This is a genomic window from Paenibacillus yonginensis (assembly GCF_001685395.1).
Classification (GTDB): Bacteria; Bacillota; Bacilli; order Paenibacillales; family Paenibacillaceae; genus Fontibacillus; species Fontibacillus yonginensis.
Map to the genome: position 1 here is coordinate 3,286,161 of NZ_CP014167.1, position 19,162 is coordinate 3,305,322.

Annotated in this window: 16 protein-coding genes; 3 read left to right on the forward strand and 13 right to left on the reverse strand. The window is 53.4% G+C overall.

Annotation, left to right across the window (positions count from 1 at the left end; translation table 11 throughout):
* Positions 1-12 precede the first annotated feature (12 nt).
* Complete coding sequence (locus tag AWM70_RS14825; protein ID WP_237167726.1) at positions 13-1,827, forward strand: response regulator; 1,815 nt, start codon at positions 13-15, stop codon at positions 1,825-1,827.
* Positions 1,828-1,904: 77 nt separating this feature from the next.
* Here AWM70_RS14825 and AWM70_RS14830 read toward each other — a convergent pair whose 3' ends face one another.
* A complete protein-coding gene (locus tag AWM70_RS14830) occupies positions 1,905-2,489 on the reverse strand; it encodes a TetR/AcrR family transcriptional regulator (RefSeq protein ID WP_068697700.1) in 585 nt (194 codons plus the stop codon).
* 207 nt (positions 2,490-2,696) lie between these two features.
* Here AWM70_RS14830 and AWM70_RS14835 point away from each other — a divergent pair, with 207 nt between their 5' ends.
* Entirely contained in the window at positions 2,697-3,908 is a 1,212-nt protein-coding gene (locus AWM70_RS14835) for an MFS transporter (protein ID WP_068697701.1), read from the forward strand.
* Between the two features lie 172 nt (positions 3,909-4,080).
* Here the strand turns inward: AWM70_RS14835 and AWM70_RS14840 are convergent, their stop codons facing one another.
* The 3 genes from AWM70_RS14840 to AWM70_RS14850 form a co-directional block, all read right to left on the reverse strand.
* Complete coding sequence (locus tag AWM70_RS14840) at positions 4,081-4,338, reverse strand: hypothetical protein (RefSeq protein WP_068697702.1); 258 nt, start codon at positions 4,336-4,338, stop codon at positions 4,081-4,083.
* A 318-nt stretch (positions 4,339-4,656) separates the two neighbouring features.
* Entirely contained in the window at positions 4,657-5,451 is a 795-nt protein-coding gene (locus AWM70_RS14845) for a TrmH family RNA methyltransferase (RefSeq protein WP_068697703.1), read from the reverse strand.
* Between the two features lie 92 nt (positions 5,452-5,543).
* Positions 5,544-6,218, reverse strand: a complete 675-nt coding sequence (locus tag AWM70_RS14850; RefSeq protein ID WP_068697704.1) for a potassium channel family protein — start codon at positions 6,216-6,218, stop codon at positions 5,544-5,546.
* Between the two features lie 245 nt (positions 6,219-6,463).
* Between AWM70_RS14850 and sspI the strand changes: the two genes are divergently transcribed.
* A complete protein-coding gene (gene sspI / locus AWM70_RS14855; protein ID WP_068697706.1) occupies positions 6,464-6,691 on the forward strand; it encodes a small acid-soluble spore protein SspI in 228 nt (75 codons plus the stop codon).
* Positions 6,692-6,747: 56 nt separating this feature from the next.
* Here the strand turns inward: sspI and AWM70_RS14860 are convergent, their stop codons facing one another.
* The 9 genes from AWM70_RS14860 to AWM70_RS14905 all read right to left on the reverse strand — a co-directional run bounded on the left by AWM70_RS14860 (position 6,748) and on the right by AWM70_RS14905 (position 19,024).
* Entirely contained in the window at positions 6,748-8,328 is a 1,581-nt protein-coding gene (locus tag AWM70_RS14860) for a peptide chain release factor 3 (RefSeq protein WP_068697708.1), read from the reverse strand.
* 258 nt (positions 8,329-8,586) lie between these two features.
* Positions 8,587-10,140, reverse strand: coding sequence for a glucose-6-phosphate dehydrogenase (gene zwf / locus AWM70_RS14870; RefSeq protein ID WP_068697710.1), 1,554 nt, complete (start codon positions 10,138-10,140; stop codon positions 8,587-8,589).
* 185 nt (positions 10,141-10,325) lie between these two features.
* Complete coding sequence (locus AWM70_RS14875; protein ID WP_068697711.1) at positions 10,326-11,138, reverse strand: hypothetical protein; 813 nt, start codon at positions 11,136-11,138, stop codon at positions 10,326-10,328.
* 175 nt (positions 11,139-11,313) lie between these two features.
* A complete protein-coding gene (locus tag AWM70_RS14880; RefSeq protein WP_068697713.1) occupies positions 11,314-12,396 on the reverse strand; it encodes a Gfo/Idh/MocA family protein in 1,083 nt (360 codons plus the stop codon).
* A complete protein-coding gene (locus tag AWM70_RS14885; RefSeq protein WP_068697715.1) occupies positions 12,396-13,556 on the reverse strand; it encodes a Gfo/Idh/MocA family protein in 1,161 nt (386 codons plus the stop codon). The genes AWM70_RS14880 and AWM70_RS14885 overlap by 1 nt, the downstream gene beginning before the upstream one ends.
* 27 nt (positions 13,557-13,583) lie before the next feature.
* Positions 13,584-15,212: a response regulator transcription factor gene (locus AWM70_RS14890; RefSeq protein ID WP_068697718.1), complete on the reverse strand. Its 1,629-nt coding sequence runs from the start codon at positions 15,210-15,212 to the stop codon at positions 13,584-13,586.
* 132 nt (positions 15,213-15,344) lie between these two features.
* On the reverse strand, positions 15,345-17,105 hold the full coding sequence (locus AWM70_RS14895) for a cache domain-containing sensor histidine kinase (RefSeq protein WP_068700719.1): 1,761 nt from the start codon (positions 17,103-17,105) through the stop codon (positions 15,345-15,347).
* Positions 17,106-17,222: 117 nt separating this feature from the next.
* A complete protein-coding gene (locus AWM70_RS14900) occupies positions 17,223-18,065 on the reverse strand; it encodes a carbohydrate ABC transporter permease (protein WP_068697719.1) in 843 nt (280 codons plus the stop codon).
* Positions 18,062-19,024: a carbohydrate ABC transporter permease gene (locus AWM70_RS14905; protein WP_068697720.1), complete on the reverse strand. Its 963-nt coding sequence runs from the start codon at positions 19,022-19,024 to the stop codon at positions 18,062-18,064. The genes AWM70_RS14900 and AWM70_RS14905 overlap by 4 nt, the downstream gene beginning before the upstream one ends.
* Positions 19,025-19,162: the final 138 nt, after the last annotated feature.

Below are 19,162 nucleotides of genomic sequence, written 5' to 3' on the forward strand. Positions count from 1 at the left end.
GGAGTGTATGTTATGAACGCTTTTCCCGCGGATGCAAATCCGGCTGGAACGACAATAATGGTCCGGGGGGACGGAAGGAGCGAAGCCAGTGGCATAAAAAAGGACAGCCATGCAAACGAGGTCGATCGCCGGAACGAGAGCGACAGAAACGGACCGGACACACAATCGGACACTGTCCCTTTGTCCTCTTCTGCCTTTCCGGCTCCTTATCCCGCCCTCCGTACGCTGATCGTGGACGACGACTATTTTGTCGTGACCGCGCTGGAGCGCAAGATCAACTGGCGTTCCCTGAATATTGAACAGGTCTATACGGCGCATAATGTCGCCCAAGCCCGGGAAATTTTACAGCAGCATCCGGTTCATATCCTGATATCCGACATCGAGATGCCGCAGGGCAGCGGTCTGGAGCTGCTCGCCTGGATTCGGGAAATGAACTACAACGTGCAGGCCATTCTGCTGACCAATTACGCCGACTTCAACTACGCCCAGAAAGCGATCGAGCTGCAAAGCTTCGAATATTTCCTGAAGCCTATCGAATTCGACAAGCTGATGCTGATCATCCAGAAGGCGGTTCAGCGCGTGAAGGAGCAGCAGAGCGCCCAGCGGGCGATCCAGGAAGGCCAATACTGGCAGCGCAACCATTCCAAAATGCTGGAGCATTTCTGGAGGAAGCTCATTAGCGACAGCTCCTCTTCCCTGATTAAACCGGCCGTACTTGCCGAGTCCATCCGGGAACAGAATCTCGATTACCGGCTGGATGATAAGGTGCAGCCCCTGCTGTTCCACCTGTTCCCGCATAACGGGAGCATGGGCAGCCAGGAGAAAGGGTTGTTCGATTTCGCGCTGCAAAATGTGTTTTATGAGCTGTTTCAGCAGCCGTCTTTTTCCGTGGACACGATGCTTGAATACAAGGACGACCACTGGATGGCCATGCTGAAATGGAAGGGGGCTCCGGAGCAGGACCTGCTGCGGGAGTTATGCGCCTCTTTCCTCCAGAAGGCCCGCCCTTATCTCAAATGCGAGGCCTGCTGCACGATTGCGCTGCCCTCGCAGATGGAAGGCGTCAGCCTCTGCATCCGGCAGCTGTTAACCATGGACAGCGAAATGGTACAAGCCCGGAACGAAATATACGACGTGCAGGATTATTTGGAGCTTGCCCGGGAGCCAGCCGAATATGCCGCGCCTGATCTGGCCCACTGGGAGGAGCTGCTGAACCGCAACCAGCCTGAAGTTCTGCTGGCCGAAACCTCCCGTTACTTAAGGGGAAGGCTCAGCCACCGCATGCTGAACGTGTCCGTGCTCAGTTTGTTCCGGCTGGATCTGGTGCAGCTCGTTTATTCTTTTCTGAAAATGAAAGGCATTCAGGCCCACAAGCTGTACACCGGCAAAACGCACGAGCAGCTGCTGGCCCAATCCCTTAATTCGATTGAGGACATGGAAGCTTTCGTTCAGGATTTGGTCACTACCGCGATGGAGTACCGGGACTTTACGGAACGGGCCACGTCCGTAGTCGAGGAGATCAAACAGCATATCCTGAGCCACTATGGAGATGAGCTGTCGCGCAATGATCTTGCCGAAATCGTTTACCTGAACCCCGATTACCTGGCGAGATTGTTTAAGAAAGAAACGGGCATTTCCTTGGGCAGCTATGTGATCCAGGTCCGTATTGCCGCCGCCAAGCAGCTGCTGGAGACTACTTCCCTGTCGGTATACGCGGTAGCCAACAAGGTCGGATACGGGAACTATTCGTATTTCTCCAAGCTGTTTAAGCAGGCCGTCGGCTGCTCGCCGAATGAATATAAGAAAGAGCAGCAGGGCAGCTTCTAATACGAAAAAGGCAGAGATCACTGGCCAGTCCAGGATTCCTGCCTTTTTTCGTTAAAGAGGGAACACTATGTTATTGTCTAAGGGGTTTTGGTCCGGATCCCATAAAAGGCCGCATTCACAATCTGATGGACATAAGCTTCGTTTAATTCGCCGCCCGTCATGATCAGCCGATAGAAAAACGGCCCGTAGATCAGGTCAATAAACAAATCCATGTCGATCTCCTTGTTCAGTTCCCCCCGTTCGATCCCCCGCGCAATTATTTGTTTGGCTTCTGCACGCCGAGGGGCAAAATACCGCGTTTGATAAGCCTCAGCCAGCGTCGGATCGGACTGGCCTTCGCCGATGATTTCGGACAGAACCTTTCCTTCGATGCTGGTCAGAAACGAAACGACATAAGCCGCATGCTTCAGTAGATCCTCGTATACGGAACCTGTGTCGGGTACAGGCAATCTTTTGGATACGCCCGACAGAAATCCGTCCATGACCACAGCCGCTTTATTCGGCCACCATTTATAGATCGTCGCTTTGCTGACCCCTGCCCGTTCGGCGATTTTTTCAATCGTTACCGAAGCAAATCCCATTTCCAGCAGCAACTCGAAGGAAGCCTGCAAGATGGATTTTTCGGTTTCTATACTGCGCGGACGTCCTCTTTTTCCTGTCAAATCAATTCTCCTCCTTAACAAACCCACCGTACGAATAAATAAATGCAGTTAGTTATTATACTAAACAATAAAAAAACTATTTACAATACGCGTCGTTCAGTATATGATGAAGTCACAAATTAGTAAACTGTACGTTCATTATTTAATTAATAAACGTTTTTCCCGATTACGTACAGGGATTAATACATTTAAGGAGGCCTTTTTCTTATGAACGCTTCAGTACAACAGCACAAAAACATTCCCGGCTGGCTGTCTTTTTTATTGGCCGTCTCGTGCGGAATTATCGTCGCTAACCTTTATTATGCGCAGACTCTGGTGGGTCCAATCAGTGAAGCTACAGGACTTTCCGCTTCAGCGGCAGGACTGATCGTGACCATCACGCAGATCGGTTATGTGCTTGGACTTTTGTTTATCGTCCCGCTTAGCGACATATTGGAGAACCGGAGCTTATCCGTCGGGTCGTTGGTGATCGTCGTGGCGGCGCTGCTTGTAGCCACCTTTGTCCGCAACTCGGGGTTGTTTCTGGCCGCCTCGCTGGTGATTGGCTTAGGTTCAGTTGTTGCTCAGATTCTGGTGCCTTATGCCACATACCTGTCTTCTGACGAGCAAAGAGGCCGGGTTGTCGGCAATGTCATGAGCGGACTGCTGCTCGGCATCATGTTTGCCCGCCCGGTCGCCAGCTTTGTTGCCAGCCTGCTGGGGTGGCAGGCTATCTTTGCGATCTCTGCTGTTCTGGTAGCGGTGCTTGCCCTTGTGCTGGCACGGGTGCTGCCAAAACGCCTGCCAACCCATTCGTTGAGTTACGGGCAGCTTGTTGTCTCTTTGGGCACGCTTTTCAAGAATACGCCGATTTTGCGCCGGCGCGCTTTCTACCAAGCCTGCCTGTTCGGTTCGTTCAGTCTCTTCTGGACGGTTGTTCCGCTGCATTTGGCTGATGAATTCGGCATTTCGCAGCAGGGCATTGCCTGGTTTGCACTCGCCGGTGTCGGCGGAGCGGTCGCCGCTCCGATTTGCGGCCGGTTAGCCGACAGAGGGATGTCCCGTGTCTTAACCGCTGTCGCTTTAATTGTAGCCGTATTGTCTTTCCTGTTGGCAATTCTGGTACAGGGTCATTCCTTTGTCGCTCTGCTGCTGCTTGTCATTGCTGCCATCACGCTGGACATGGCGGTTTCCGGCAACCTGGTGCTCGGACAACGGGCCATTTTCTCCATCGGCAGCGAGGCCAGAGGCCGGTTGAACGGTTTGTTCATGTCGATCTTCTTCATTGGTGGAGCCATCGGCTCATCCGTGGGCGGCTGGGCTTATTCGCACGGCGGATGGAAGTTAGCGGCCTTAATCGGCATGATCCTGCCGGTCATCGCTTTGCTTTATTACCTGACGGAGAGAAAACCGCTAGGGAGCAAGGTGGAGGAAAGCTGACCCGGAGAGGAAATAGAAGAAAAATATAGGGAGAAGAACCACCAGGGTTCTTCTCCCTATATTTTGTCCTTTTGCGGTAATGCAATTGGAGAATTAGGTCATGGATCACCAGACCATAATGGGGTTCTCTGGCAGTCGTTTGATTGCTTCAGCCATAGCTGCCTTAACTTTTTTATAACATGGGATCCATATCTTTCCCGTATCCTCCTCTGAACTCAATTTTACCCTTTCCATTAACAAGGTAGCTTACAGGCCCGAACTTCCCACTTCGCCCCCATCTTCCCACAAAGGATCTGAGTTGTGGAACGTCTACTTGAACAACAAGCGGATTCCAGACATAAACCGACTTATCTGGATCCCAATATAAAGATTCATCACGCAGAACCTCTACTTTATGTTTGGCCTCGAAATTTCTCATGAATTCTTCCATTTGTTTCACCTCTTTTCTGGATGAATTGTCCTCAGAATACACCCCCTAGATAAAGAGATAAAGTTCGAAAATTGGCCATTTCTGAAGCTGCGTTTTACGAGCGGTAAGCTTGCCCTCGCCGGTTGACAAGCGTCTCCGTCGACAACTTTCAAATGCTCTGTTTTTCTTAGAATTTAAGATTTTTTGCTTATTGAAAATTTAGTAGATTCACAAACAAAAAAGACAGAAAAATGACCGGCATAAGCCAACCCATTTTCAGTCTTTTTTGAAACAAACAACAGTCAAGTTCGGCGGTTAGTTCGAATCCACGGTAGTGCTTTATCCCTTAAAATCCCGCTGCCGCGAAGCCTCAAACAGCAGCACCGACGCGGCCATCGCCACGTTCAGCGATTCGGCCTGGCCTTTCATCGGGATGATGACCGCGTCATCCAGCAGCGCCAGCGTGTCCTTGGACAGTCCCCCGCCCTCACTGCCGAACACCAGCCACTTGGCTCCGGTAAAATCATATTCATAACAGCTGCGCGCCGACTGCAGGCTTGTTCCGGCGATGCGCACGCCCCGCTCTTTCGCCTGCGGGAGCAGCTCTTTCAAATCCCCCTCCACAATCGGAAGATGAAAAAGCGAGCCCATTGTCGAGCGAATGACCTTGGGTCCGTACACATCGGCGCTGCCGCGCCCGATGACTACGCCCGCCGCGCCAACAGCGTCCGCGCTGCGGATAATGGTGCCGACGTTGCCGGGGTCCTGCACGCCGTCCATCACGACAACCAGGCTGTCCGGCTGCTCGAACAGCCGGGCCGGCGAGACGTTCTCCTTGCGGATCACGGCAAAGACGGGCTGCGGCGTTTTGGTGTCCGTACATTTGGCAATGACCGCCTCCGACACGCCGATCCATTCAACGCCCAGCGAATCGGCCGCCGCCCGTGCCAGTTCGGACGGTATTCCCCTCTCCAGCGAGAAGGCCACACACTCGATGTCGGCGTGCGCTTTCAGCGCCTCCTGAACCAGATGAACACCCTCAACGATAAATTTTCGGTGTTTATCGCGGTGTTTTTTCTCCAGCAGCGAGCTCCATTCCTTCACCCGGCTGTTCTGGATCGATTCAATTTGCATGCTTACACGACTCCTGTTTCTGATAGTATTAACGGTTTATGGCCTGATATTCCTGTTTAATTTCCTGTTTAATCCCTGCTAATCCCAGCATCTTATTTCCCCTGGGTCATTGCCAGCTCCAGCTTCACCAGATCATCCTTTTGCCCGACAACCACCAAAATATCGTCGCTGTTCAAACGATCATTGGCATCCGGGGAAATGTTCATCTGTTTGCCGCCTTCTTTTTTGATCGCCATGACGTTACAGCGGTATTTAGCCCGGACATTCAGCTCGATCAGGTTCTTGCCGATCATGGAAGGCGTTGCCTTCAGCTCCAGAATGCTGTATTCATCGGAAATTTCGATATAATCGATAATGTTCGGAGAAGTCAAATGATGGGCGACCCGAAGGCCCATATCCCGTTCCGGATGGATGACCTTGTCCGCACCAATCTTGGACAGAACCTTGCCATGCAGCTCGTTTTGCGCTTTAGCCACAATAATAGGGCCGCCCAGGTCTTTCAGAATTAACGTTGTCAGAATACTCGACTGTATATCCTGGCCAATCGCCACAACCACGACATCAAAGTTGCGGATGCCGAGCGCCCGCAGCGCCTCTTCATCCGTGGAATCCGCGGAGACGGCATGCGTAACCATGTTGGCAACGGCCTGTGTTCTATTTTCATCCGAATCAATAGCCAGCACATCAAAGCCCATCTGGCTTAACGATTTGGCGACGCTTAGTCCAAACCGTCCCATGCCGATAACGGCAAACTGTTTTTTTGGCATTGTTACCTCACCCTGTTGTATGATTTGACGCACTTATATTTTCCTCTATCTTAACACAATCCAAACGTTGCTTGTATTTCCACGACTCCTTAAGGGTACATTAAAAACGCTGCCTGTGTGCAAAGCCAAGCGCCACCCCCGCTTGCAGCACTCAGGACAGCTTGAGGATTAGACAGCTTTAAGCCCTGCTTCCCCCTGAAGCTGCGGCTGACAGCATTACTTCGAACCATGAGGAGGATGTCATCATGGCTATTATGATGAGCTTGAGAGAAGCGGTCATGCACAAAATGCAAGGCAACGATCTTGAGGGCCTGCGTTCGATGATCGACGGATCCATTGATGCCCAGGAAGCGGCACTTCCCGGTCTTGGCGTAGCTTTCGAGCTGATCTGGAAAAAGATCGACCCGGCCAAAAAAGACAAACTTGTCGCCGTTTTGGACAGCGCATTAAAAGCTTCTTCCGCATCGAAGTAAAACAACAAATCCCTCTTCCGGCCTTAAACCGGAACGAGGGATTTTGTTGTTTGCCATCAAGGCGCGGTTTCCAGAAACTTTGCTTCCGGAAGTTTCTCCATCGCCGTACGCATCGCGTATTCGTTCTCAAACAGCACGACATCATTGTCTTTCTTATCCTTCACCAGCACGGAATTAATCCGGAACTTCGAAGGGTCCACTTTATCCATCACGATCCAGCGGGCGAACTGGTAAGGCATCCGCTGAAGCTGCACATCCACCCCGTATTCGCCTTTCATCCGGTATTCGAACACCTCGAACTGCAGCTGGCCGACTACGCCAAGCAGAATGTCGTCGAAGCTGACCGTCCGGAACACCTGAATCATGCCTTCTTCCGTCAACTGGTCGATGCCTTTCTGGAACTGCTTCGACTTCAGCGCGTTTTTGATGCTGACCTTGGCAAAAATCTCCGGCGAAAAGGTCGGCAGCTCGTCAAAGACGATCTCGCTTTTTTCGCTCAAAGAGTCGCCGATCCTGAAGATGCCGGGATCAAACAAACCGATAATGTCGCCCGGATAGGCTTCATTGACGATGTCCCGGTCCTGCGCCAGGAACTGCTGCGGCTGGGCCAGCTTGATGTCCTTGCCCGCGCGGACATGTTTGACTGTCATCCCCCGCTCGAACTTGCCGGACACGATCCGCAGGAACGCAATCCGGTCACGGTGGGCCGGGTTCATATTGGCCTGGATTTTGAAGATGTAACCGCTGAACTTCTCGTCCGTCGGCTCGACCAGTCCGGCCGTGCTTCTGCGCGGCTCCGGCTTGGGCGCCAGCTCCAGGAAGTTCTCCAGGAACGTCTGCACGCCGAAGTTATTGACCGCACTGCCGAAGAAGACCGGTGTCAATTCGCCGCGCATAACCTTGTCATAATCAAACGGATCGCCCGCCACGTCCAGCAGCTCCAAATCCTGGCACAGCTGATCGTGCAGGTATTCGCCCGCAATTTCGCCGATCACCTTGTCTTCATACCCATCGACTTTGCGGACCTGAATGGTGGAGTGGTCGTCGCCCTGGAACAGTTCGACCTGGTTCTTCATCCGGTCGTACACCCCGGAAAGCTCGCGGCCCATCCCGATCGGCCAGTTCATCGGCACGGAACGGATGCCCAGCACGTTCTCCAGCTCTTCCATAAGCTCAAACGGGTTGCGGCCTTCGCGGTCGAGTTTGTTAATAAAGGTAAAGATCGGAATCCCGCGTTTCGCGCACACCTGGAACAGCTTGATCGTCTGCGGCTCGACGCCTTTGGCGACGTCAATCAGCATGACCGCGCTGTCCGCAGCCGTCAAAGTCCGGTAGGTGTCCTCACTGAAATCCTGGTGACCCGGCGTATCCAGTATGTTGATCCGGTGTCCTTTATAATCAAACTGCATCACCGAAGACGTAACGGAGATCCCCCGCTGCTTCTCGATTTCCATCCAGTCACTGGTTGCGTGTTTGCTGGCTTTTCTTGCTTTAACCGAACCTGCCAGACGGATCGCTCCGCCGAACAGCAGCAGTTTCTCCGTAAGGGTCGTTTTACCCGCGTCCGGGTGAGAGATGATGGCAAACGTACGGCGTTTGTCCACCTCTTGCTGCAGCACATTCAAAGCATTGTTCATTTCTTCACGGTTCCCTTCATTCCTCAAGTATTACGAACGCACATGTAATCCTATTGTACCACAATTCGCGGGCCAAGGCAGGAAAGCATTTGCAGACCCTTTCGTTTCCATATCCACATGCACAGCTGCATCTAGAACTACCTCTACAGCTACATCCACATTCCCGTCCAGGCGAAAAACATCCCCATACGTTAAGCGTATGAGGATGTTTTTCATCAGGTTCATATTCCTTTTTAACTTGCTTAGATCCGGCCTGCCTTATTCCGCCGGCTTCAGCCAGATAACGTTGTCTTCCTCCTGGCCGTTCACCGGCCACCATCTGAAGCCGTCTTTGGCCAGCAGATCGTGGGTCGCCTGAGGCCCCCAGGTACCGGCCGGATAGGTTTCCAGCTTAGGCGTCCCTTCCTTCCAGGCTTTGGCGATTTTATCAATAAATGACCAGGCTGTGGCCACTTCGTCCCAGCGGGTAAAATACGTCGAATCGCCGTTAGCCGCATCATGAAGCAGCCGTTCATAAGCTTCCGGCGAATTGATGCCGACCAGGCAGCTTTGGCAGAATTCCATCGCCGTTGGTTTGATCTCCGACTCCGTGCCCGGATTTTTGGCATTAATTTTGATATAAATGCCCTCCATCGGATTGACCCGGATCACCAGCAGGTTCGGCTCGAGCGAATGCTTTTGCCCCAGATAAACGTTATTCGGCATGTTCTTGAATTCCACAACGACTTCCGTTGTTTTCACCGGCAGGCGTTTGCCCGTCCGAATATAGAACGGCACACCCGCCCAGCGGAAATTATCGACGAACAGCCGGGCTGCGAAATACGTTTCCGTATTGGAATTCGGGTCCACCTTGTCTTCCTCCCGGTAACCCGGCAGCTTCTTGCCGCCCTTCTCTCCGCCCGTATATTGGGCACGCACGACGTTCTCGCCGACTTCCTCGTTCGTATTGTAATGACGAAGCGAGCGCAGCACCTTAACCTTCTCGTCGCGGATGTCTTCGGCCAGCAGCCTGCTTGGCGGTTCCATCGCAATCATGGTGAGCATCTGCAGCATATGGTTCTGCCCCATGTCGCGCAGCGCCCCCGCGTGGTCGTAGTAACCGCCCCGTTCCTCGACACCTACCGTTTCGCTGAGCGTGATCTGGACGTTCGAGATATGCTTGTTGTTCCAGAGCGGCTCAAAGAACGCATTGGCGAAACGGATCACTTCAATATTCTGAACCATCTCTTTGCCAAGATAGTGGTCGATGCGGTAAATTTCTTCTTCCTTGAACACTTCATTTAATTCAGCGTTGAGCTTCTCTGCCGACGGCAGATCGTAACCAAACGGCTTCTCAATCACCAGACGATGCCAGCCCTCGCTGTCCAGCATGCCGCCTTTCTTCAGATTCAGCGATACGCTGCTGAACAATTCCGGTGCCAGCGCCAGGTAGAACAAACGGTTGCCCGGGATGTTGAATTTCTGCTCCAGCGCTTCCGTGTGCTGCTTAAGCTCAACATAACCGTCCAGGTTGTTGATATCCAGCGATTTGTACTCAAAATGCTCGGCAAACCGGTTCCATTCTTCCTCGTCTTTGATTTTGTACCGGCAGAATTCCGTAATGGATTCCCGCAGATCACTCCTGAACTGTTCGGGAGTGCGGGGCCGGCGGGCTACGCCGATTACGGCGAAATCCTCGGCTATTTTCCCTTCGCGGTACAGAGAATAAATTGCAGGATAAAGCTTGCGGTGCGCCAAATCTCCGGTGGCTCCAAAGATAAAAAAGGCCGTTCCCGGCGTTTGCAGCGCTTCAACATTTTGATTATCAGCCATGGCTCCTCATTCTTTCTATAGTGGATTAGAAAATGAATTGATGCCTGAATCTTCTTCATTTCTGAACTCGATTCTCTGCCTTACCCATAAACATTGATATGCTCATCCAAGCGGATTTACGTGATGTATTTTAGCATATCCGAAATAGCAATTCCATCATCTTCCTGTTGAAAAATATCGCAGCCTCAGTATTCAATCGTGAGCATCGGCGAACCCCATGAAACCTCCTGCTGGCCCGTTACCGTATCCGTGTGCGCAGCCATCTGCAGACCGGCCTTCCGGCCGCCAATCAGCGTGGTAATCCCGAAGGAAGGCACCTCATAAGTTCGGGAAACCGTAGTTCCGTCTTCAAATGAATCAATTGGGCTCGCTTGAAGATCCCCCGCCTCCTTCTCCATGTGGTTCAGCATGACAAAAGTGTCTTCGGACGATCCGCCCGCGGATGAAGCTGCTGCCGCCTGCTTCCCAGGAAGCGGCGCCAAGCCTTGAACGGAGCCGTTCCACGCGGCAGCCACGCCATTGTCCAGCAGAAGCTGTCCGGCCTCATGCTGCAGCTGTACAAGCTTCGCCGCTGCTGAAGCTTCGGCATCCAGCCGGTAAATGACATAGAGCGCCCCATCTACTTCCATCAAGGAAAGTTTACCCATTACGGCGCCCTTTAACCCTTCGGACGTATAAACCTTGTGTCCCTGGACATTCTCCGTTCCCGCCGCAGGAAGAGCTAACTGGGCTGCCAGCCGTTCTGCCGCAGGTTTCGCCTGCAGACTGGTCTTCCACTCCCCTTGCCATTTAACGACCGTGTCCAGCTTGCCCGTCACCTGCTGGCGGCCAAGCTGCAGCAGCTGCTGCAGCTGTGCATCCGCCTGATCCAACTGAGCTGTATTTCCAGCCGCTAAAGCAGAATTTCCGGTCACGGGGCCAAATCCAACCACAAATAATAGAGCTGTAACCCATGCAATCATAAGGCTTATCAGTACAACGGCATTCCGTGTTCTCATCGTTTTGTTCTCCTCCGCACCGGCCTGCCGGAGCTATGCTCCCGCTGCCTCTCATTTTTCCGTTTATAGGAATCTATGAGACTAGCATGGACCGGATTAAGAGATTGTATTCATATCTCGAGCAAAAAAATAGAGAGTCTAAGAAGACTCCCTTCGAATCCTATCATCTCGTAGCCTACTCTGCCGGCTGCGCCCACCGCGGTTTGCTCGCCGTCACGGTCTCGCCCGTCTGGATCGCCTGCTCAATCATCCAGCCGAGATAGCAGTCCTGGGCCGCCTCTTCCAGACCGTAGAAAGCCGGCCCTCCGGCGATATAATCGGCCATTTGCTGCAGACAGGCCGCAATCGCGATTTCATCATCGTACAATCTGGCAGGGACAAACGGATTCGTATAAAGCCACTCCTCCCCGCACAGGATGCCCTGGAGAAAATAACCCTCCTGATTCTCATATTCGCCTTTGTTAACCCGCTTCAGCTCGAGCTGCCGGGGAATCCGGTCCTCCGGCTGAAGCAGCACCCGCAGGTCGAAGATTTCACCGCGTTCGCCCCTGACCGATAAATGGTTGGAGCGGATCCAGGAGCGGTGCTGGTCTTTCGTGAAATCATAAATGCCCAAGGCATCGCCGAAATCCAGCCAGGCCAAATCCCGCTGCATAGGGACCATTTGGTCTGCCTGCGGCGGGCCACTGCGGGTCGGCCCCTGCACCCACTCTGATTCAAAACGCATCGCTTTGATCTTCACTGCTTCAAACGACTTGCCCAGCATGCGTCGGATGAGGCTGACGCCATGATACATATGGGAAATGGAAACCGTCGTCTCCGTGATTCGCCCTAACTTCCCCGAGCGGATCAGCGCGAGCCTAGCCTGCTGAACCGGGTGGAACTGGTATTGCTCGGCCACCTGAATCCGCGCATTTAAAGAGGCCGCACGATCCAGCAAAGCTTCCAGCTCATTCAGCGCCGAAGCCGGCGGCGTTTCGGCCAGCACCGGCATGCCAAGCTCGGCCAGCTTCAGCAAATATTCGCTGGCGCCGCTTCCTGATACAGCCACAACTACAAAGTCCGGCGTTTCCTTCGCCAGCAATTCATCCAACGTGCGGTAAGAGGAGGTTCCCCATTCCGTCTCCATTTGTCTGCCTTTGGCTTCATCCCGCACCACCATGCCGCTGACCTGGAAGCGGTCCGGCAAAGCCCGGGCAATCCGCAGGAAATATTGGGCTCTGAACCCTGCACCGCCGATCAGGCCGAACTTGACCATTACGATTCGCCTCCTGAATTGCCCGGGGCTGTCAATGGAGCGGTCTTTGGGCCCCTACAGCCCGGCAACGGGGAAGCAGACGCTGCCTCCAGAAAGCCCTCCCGGGTATAGAAGCGGCTGTCCGGCTTGAGTGGGAGCTCGACCCGCTCCCCGGTCGCTGCGGCTTCATAGACAGCCGTAATCAATTCAAGCGTCTTCCGGCCTTCGCGACCGTCGATCAGCACCTTAAGCGAGCCGGTCTCGATCGCCGTCAGCACCTCATCCACCTGCCCGGCATGACCGTCATACTTCAGCGGCTCCAGCCGACTCACGAACAATTCGATCTCTTCCTCCAGCTCCGGGCTGCGGACCGGGAACCCGTCCTCCCGCTCCCGGGACGCATAAACCTTCCAAGGCGCCGACACCCTGGCCCGCTCTCCCTGAAAAATCATCTGCCGTTCCTCTCCGTGATGCACCACCGAACTTGTCATTTGAGCAAGCGTGCCGCCGTCATAAGCAAACACCGCCACGGACAGGTCCTCCACCTCCGAATTCGGATGGGACGTGTTGCTCATCACCGCCTGGACAGACCTCGGCATGCCCATCATCCACTGCAGCAAATCCATATGATGTACGCCGTGATTCAGCGTACAGCCTCCGCCTTCTTTCTCCCAGGTTCCCCGCCACCATACGTCGTAATAGCTGAGTCCTCTCCACCAGTAGGACTCGACCTGCGCATGCACGATCCGGCCGGCCAGCCCGGATTCCAGCACCGCCTTCAGCTTCACGTTCCGGTCCACGTACCGCTCCTGTCCGACTACCGACAGCAAGCGGCCGGATGCGGCCTGAGCCTCCAGCATCCGGTCGCATTCCTCAAGGGACATTGCCATCGGTTTCTCGATCAGCACATGGACGCCTGCCTTCAAACTGTTCACGGCAATCTCCGCATGCAGATGCGGTGGCGTGCAGATGGAGACCAGGTCCAGCTCCCCGCCTCGCAGCAGCTCCCTGTAGTCCTGGACGAGCCTGCAATCCAATCCGAATTGATCTCGCAGAACGGCCGCCTTATCAATACTGAGATTAGCCAGTGCCACTACCTGACACCGTCCGCCAAATTGTGCATACGCTTTCAAATGGGTCTCTGCAATTTTGCCCGTGCCGATAATCCCTACTCTAATCATGCGTTCCCCTCCCTTCCAATTTAAAACTCATTTAATAAGTTCAGTCGGATTCTGCCCCGTAATCTTTTTGAACAGCGTGCTGAAATACGGGATGTTTTTGTAGCCGACCCGTTCGGCCACCTCATAGACCAGCATCTTCCGTTCCAAGAGCAGCTCCCGCGCTTTCTCGATCCGCACCCGGGTCAGATACGTGTTGAAGGTCTCGCCCGTTATATTTTTAAAAATAATCGACAGGTGGTTGCGCGAAATGTACACCATATCGGACAAATCGGCCAGCGTCACATCCTCCGCATAATGCTCATGGATGTAACGGGTCATGAAATCCACGATTTGCCGGTGTTTGCTGCTGCCCTTCCACTGCCGGTCGTGGATGATGGCGCCGATTTTGCCGGACAGCCATTCCGTCAATTGATCGGGCTCGGACAGACTCATCAGCTCCTTGGCGATTTGGTCGCCGGAGAACAGCTCCTCCACCGCCAGTCCCGACTCGTACAAGGAATAAGTCACGATCCCCCAAAGCTCGCTGCCCAGAAGCTGCACATAGTCCTTCGTAATCAAGTCTTTGCTGGCTTTAAGCTCGGTAATATATTCGCTGATCAGCTGGACGGCCTCCAGCTCCTGGGAAGCTTTAACCGCCCCTGCCAGTTTGTACAGAAACTTCGCCGGCAGCAACGGGGCCGCATCCGGCTGCTCCGTCCGGATCTCCGCCGGATACCTGTACAGCTCATAACCCGGGCTTAACCGCTCCTGCTTTAGTTCGATAGCCTGGAAAGCTTCGTCCGTAGAATAAGGAATATCCGTCCAAGCTTCTTTGAATCTCCCGATGCCGATGCGGACCTCCAGCTTGAGACAGCTTTTGATGCTGTCGATCAGCTGTATGCCGAGCCCCCTCAGACTTTGCGTCATACCTTCCTGCTGCCCGGCCCCGCTTGGCGGGTGAAGCACAAGCAAAGCCCGGGTGCTGTGCAGCTCCGTATATTCCATGTTTGGGAACCCTTGACGTGCGACCTCGCAGGCAATGTTCCCGATTGCAAACCGGAACAAATTCCAATCGGATACGGACAAAGTCCGCGCCCAATCCTTGCGCACCAGATCAATGCCGAGGGTAACATGGCTGCAGTCGGTCCAGTAAGTATACGGTTCCGGCAAATAAGCCGCTCCGTCCCGGTTCCTCTCCAAAGTTCCGATTGCGGCAGAACGGACCCATTCTTTTTCGATAAACGGTTTGTATTGGACCATCGTCTGCTCCAGCTCCAGCCGTCTTAACCGGCTCTCTTCCTCCTCCGACAGCTCGTTGATGACTTTGGTTAATATGGCTTTCAGAGTCGGCACGCTGATCGGCTTGGAGACGTAATCGCTGACCTGATACCTCAGCGCCTGTCTGGCATGCTCGAAATCCGAATAACCGCTTAAAATAATAATCTTGCCGTTATAACCTTCCTGTCTGATCCGCTCTATCATATCCAGCCCGTTCATTTCGGGCATATAAATATCGGTAATGATGACGTCCGGCTGCGAGAGACGGGTCATTTCCAGTCCATCCGCCCCGTTCAAGGCCTCCCAGGCCCACTCCGCCTGCAGTTCATCCCATGGAATGACCCGCTTCATGCCCTGAAGCACATGACGTTCATCGTCCACAATCGCGATTCTCCACACGACGCATTCCTCCCTTAATTTCGGCAGTGATGACCAAGGTATATGGGGGCGCATTTTCGATCTCTATCCTAGCAACGAACCCCTGGGGTTAACAGATGACGAATACACGATCTATTGCAGAATAACACGGAATTATGAAGCGCTTTCCTCTTTGTTTGGAGGATGAGCCAGCAAAGGCAGCACGATATCCACCTTCGTCCCCCCCTCCGGACGCTCGGACAGCTCGACACCATAACCGTTCCCGAAATAACCGTCAATCCGCTCCTTTACATTGCGGATGCCGTACCCGCCGGTCCGCCGCTTCTGCGCTTGAGGAGGTGTTTCGGGGGGAATCCGTTTCAGCCCTGTCCCGTTATCCTCAATCGCAATCCGCAGCCGTTCGTTGTCATGCTCCATCCGAATCCGGATATGGCCGTGGGATTGTTTGTTGAATCCGTGTACAATTGAGTTCTCCACAAACGGCTGGAGGGTCAGCTTAGGCATGTAATAGACGCCCAGCTCCTCGGGAGCCTCAATCGTATAATCAAGCCCTCCGCTGCGGCGCAGCTGCTGGATTTCCAGATAACTTTCAATATGCACCAGCTCCTCGCTGATCGGAATAAAGCTGTCGCCGTTGGACAAGCCGATCCGGAACATGCGGCCCGTCAGCTCCAGAATCCGGCTGAGCTCATCCTGTCCGGCTTCGATGGCCATCCAGTTCAGCTGGTCCAGCATATTATATAGAAAATGAGGATTGATATTGGCCTGCAGGGCCTCAATCTCAGCTTTTCGCTGCTGCTCATAGCGGCGCTGCAGGGACAGGTAAAGCTCCTCAATCCGCTCATTCTGCTTGCGGTAACCGGCGAACAGGTAGCCAAATTCATTTTCGTAATCGGTCGGAAGCTCCGGCTGCTGCCCGCCGACCGAATACATCCGCATCGCCGTCACCAGCTTTTTGATCGGTTTGGTGAACTGGCGGCTCAGCAAATGGGTCAGCAGCAGGACAAACTGAATGGCAATTACGCCGATGAAGCCGATAATTTCCGCCAGCCTGAAGCTGCTCGCCGTAATCTGTTTCCATGATGTGATTTCGATCAGCGTCCAGTTGGAATTCGGCAGCCTGGAGTAGACCAGCAGAGAGTCTTCCTGTTTCTGGCCGCTTTGAATATGGACGTAACCGGAAGACTCCTCCCTTCTGGTATCAATCCAGCCCTCCAGCTCCTCCTGATCCAGCACGTTGCCGATCTTGAGCAGCTGCCGTCCTTCCCCGTCCGTCATAATCCGGTTGCTGCCTTCGGAATGGCCGGCCAGCAGCGTCTGAATTTCTTTGGCTTTGATATGAATGACCAGAACCCCCAGATAGGTGTTCTCATACATGATCTTCCGGGCAAAGCTCAGCACCGGAACATGGCCCTGGAAGCTGGACACTTCGTGTTCTTCCGACCAGGCGAAATCATTTTTCTGCAAATATTGGGATAAATCCCACTTCTTCAGCTCGGATAAATCATGAAACTGGATGTAGCTCTTGTCGTCTCCCTGAAACGGGTGCTCCATATACAAATCAATGCCCTGGATCAGCGGAATGGAATAAGTGAGATTGGCCAAGGCATGCTGGACGCCCTGATACCTGCGGTAGCGGTCATATTCGTCCCCATTGTCCCGCAGGAACGTAATCAGCTCATTGTCGCGCGACGTGGACAACGAGATCTGCTCGATGGTCACCATCCTCGTCGTAATCTCGTTGTTCAGCTCGTCCAGCAGCTGCTGCTGGTAATGCGAGGTGGTTCTGACCAGCGATTTGGAAGACAAGCTGTAGCCTGTCCAGGCGATCAAAGCGATAAAAATGATGATGACCAGAGCAAAACTCTGGAAAAACAGCCGGTCGATCCGGTATTTCTTAAAGGGATTAGTCACAGATGCAGGCAAAGGCCGCTTCACTCCTTCCGGGCGGTTCATAAGCAGAAAACGGCAAAGCAGGAGATCGTCAGAACCCCCGCTTTACCTCTGGAGAAACCCGATTTCGAGTTCACTTTATCCCTTAATGCCCGTTGTGGCAATCCCTTCTACGAAATACTTCTGAAGGAACATAAAGACGATTGTAGCCGGCAGGATCGAAACGAGCGCCATGGCAAGCAGTTGTCCCCACTGCTGGGCCGATTGCGAATCGTTGATCATGCGCAGCGCAAGCCCGACCGTATATTTGTCCACGGAGTTCAGATACAGCAGGTGGCCGAGGAAATCATCCCAGTTCCACAAGAAACAGAAGATCGTTACGGTTACGATCGCCGGCTTCGTCAAAGGCATGACCACCCGCCAGTAAATCCCGAACCACGAACAGCCGTCGATCTTCGCCGACTCGTCGAGCTCTTTGGGGATGCCCCGCACAAACTGGATCAGCAGGAAGACGAAAAAGGTTCCGCCCGCTCCGCCGGCCAGCAGATGCGGCACGATGAACGGAAGGTAAGTGTTGACCCAGCCAAGCTGGTGAAACAGCGCGTACTGCGGAATGATCAGCACCTGGCCCGGCAGCATCAAGGTCAGCATCAGCAGCGAGAACCAGAAATTCTTAAGCGGGAAATTCATTCGCGCGAACCCGAACGCCACAAGCGTGCAGGAGATCAGGGTCGCAACGAGAACGGCGGCTTCGAGCTGAAAGGTATTGAGATAGAAATCGGTAAACGAATGACCGGGAACCGAATGCCAGCCTTTCGTGAAGTTGCTCCAAGTCGGAGCGGAAGGGAAAATATTCGGCGAGCTCAGCTCCTGATTCGTTTTGAACGCGGCGCCGATCCACCAAAGGACCGGATAGACCATGATGACGCTGAATAGGATCATAACAACGTGGCGGACCATCGCTTTTCCTTGTTTGGTCATTTCTGCTTCCTCCCTTCCGGCTCCGTTTCATAGAACACCCAGTAACGCGAGGTGCCGGCGATAATGAGAGCCGCGATAACGATGATGACCAGCATGATCCAGGCCAGCGCCGAAGAATAACCAAGCTGGTAGCGGCTGAATGCCCGTTCATACAGATAAAGCGCGTACACATACGTGGAATTCACAGGTCCGCCGTTTGTGATAACGAAAGCAGAGGTGAACATTTGAAAGGAATTGATGACCGCCATAATCAGGTTGAAATACATGATCGGCGACAGCATCGGCAAGGTGATCCGGAAGAACTGGACAAACCGGTTGGCGCCGTCTACGGATGAGGCCTCGTACAGGTCATTTGGAATTTGCTTCAGACCGGCCAGGAAAATCACCATCGTCGAGCCGAATTGCCAGGCGGCCAGCAGAATCAGGGTCCACAGCGCCGAATCGGGGCTGGTAATCCAGCCTTTGCCTTCGATCCCGAACACAGCCAAGATTTTGTTAAAGATGCCGTCAACGCCAAAAATATTCCGCCACAGCAGCGAAACGGCAATGCTGCCTCCGATCAGCGAAGGGAAATAAATCGCCGTCCGGTAAAAGGTAATCCCCCTAACAGCCCGGTTCAGCACCATGGCAACAAGGAGAGCCGCAATCAGCTTCACCGGAACGGAAGCGATTACATATTTGAACGTGACGCCCACAGACTGAACAAATTTCGGGTCATTCATGAAGATGCGTTCATAATTCCGGGTGCCTACCCAATGAATGGGCTCCAGCAGCGTATAATCGGTAAAGGAGTAATACAGCGATAAGAACATCGGATAAGCCGTCAGCCCTAAGAAGCCGATCAGCCAGGGCGAAATGAACAGATAACCTGCCACGGATGTCTTCCAGCTGCGGTTTGCAGGCCGGCGCTTCTTGACTTTGGGGGCCGTGCCTGAGGTTACGGCTGCGGTACGGTTCATGTGCAATCACTTCCTGTAGTCAGTTTTATAATCTAAATATATAGGCAAGCCAGAGCGGTTGAAATGAGGGGAATGTTTGAATTCTTTCAAAATATAACGAAAAAAAGAAGAAGCGCGGTTGGTGCGCCTCCTCTTCGC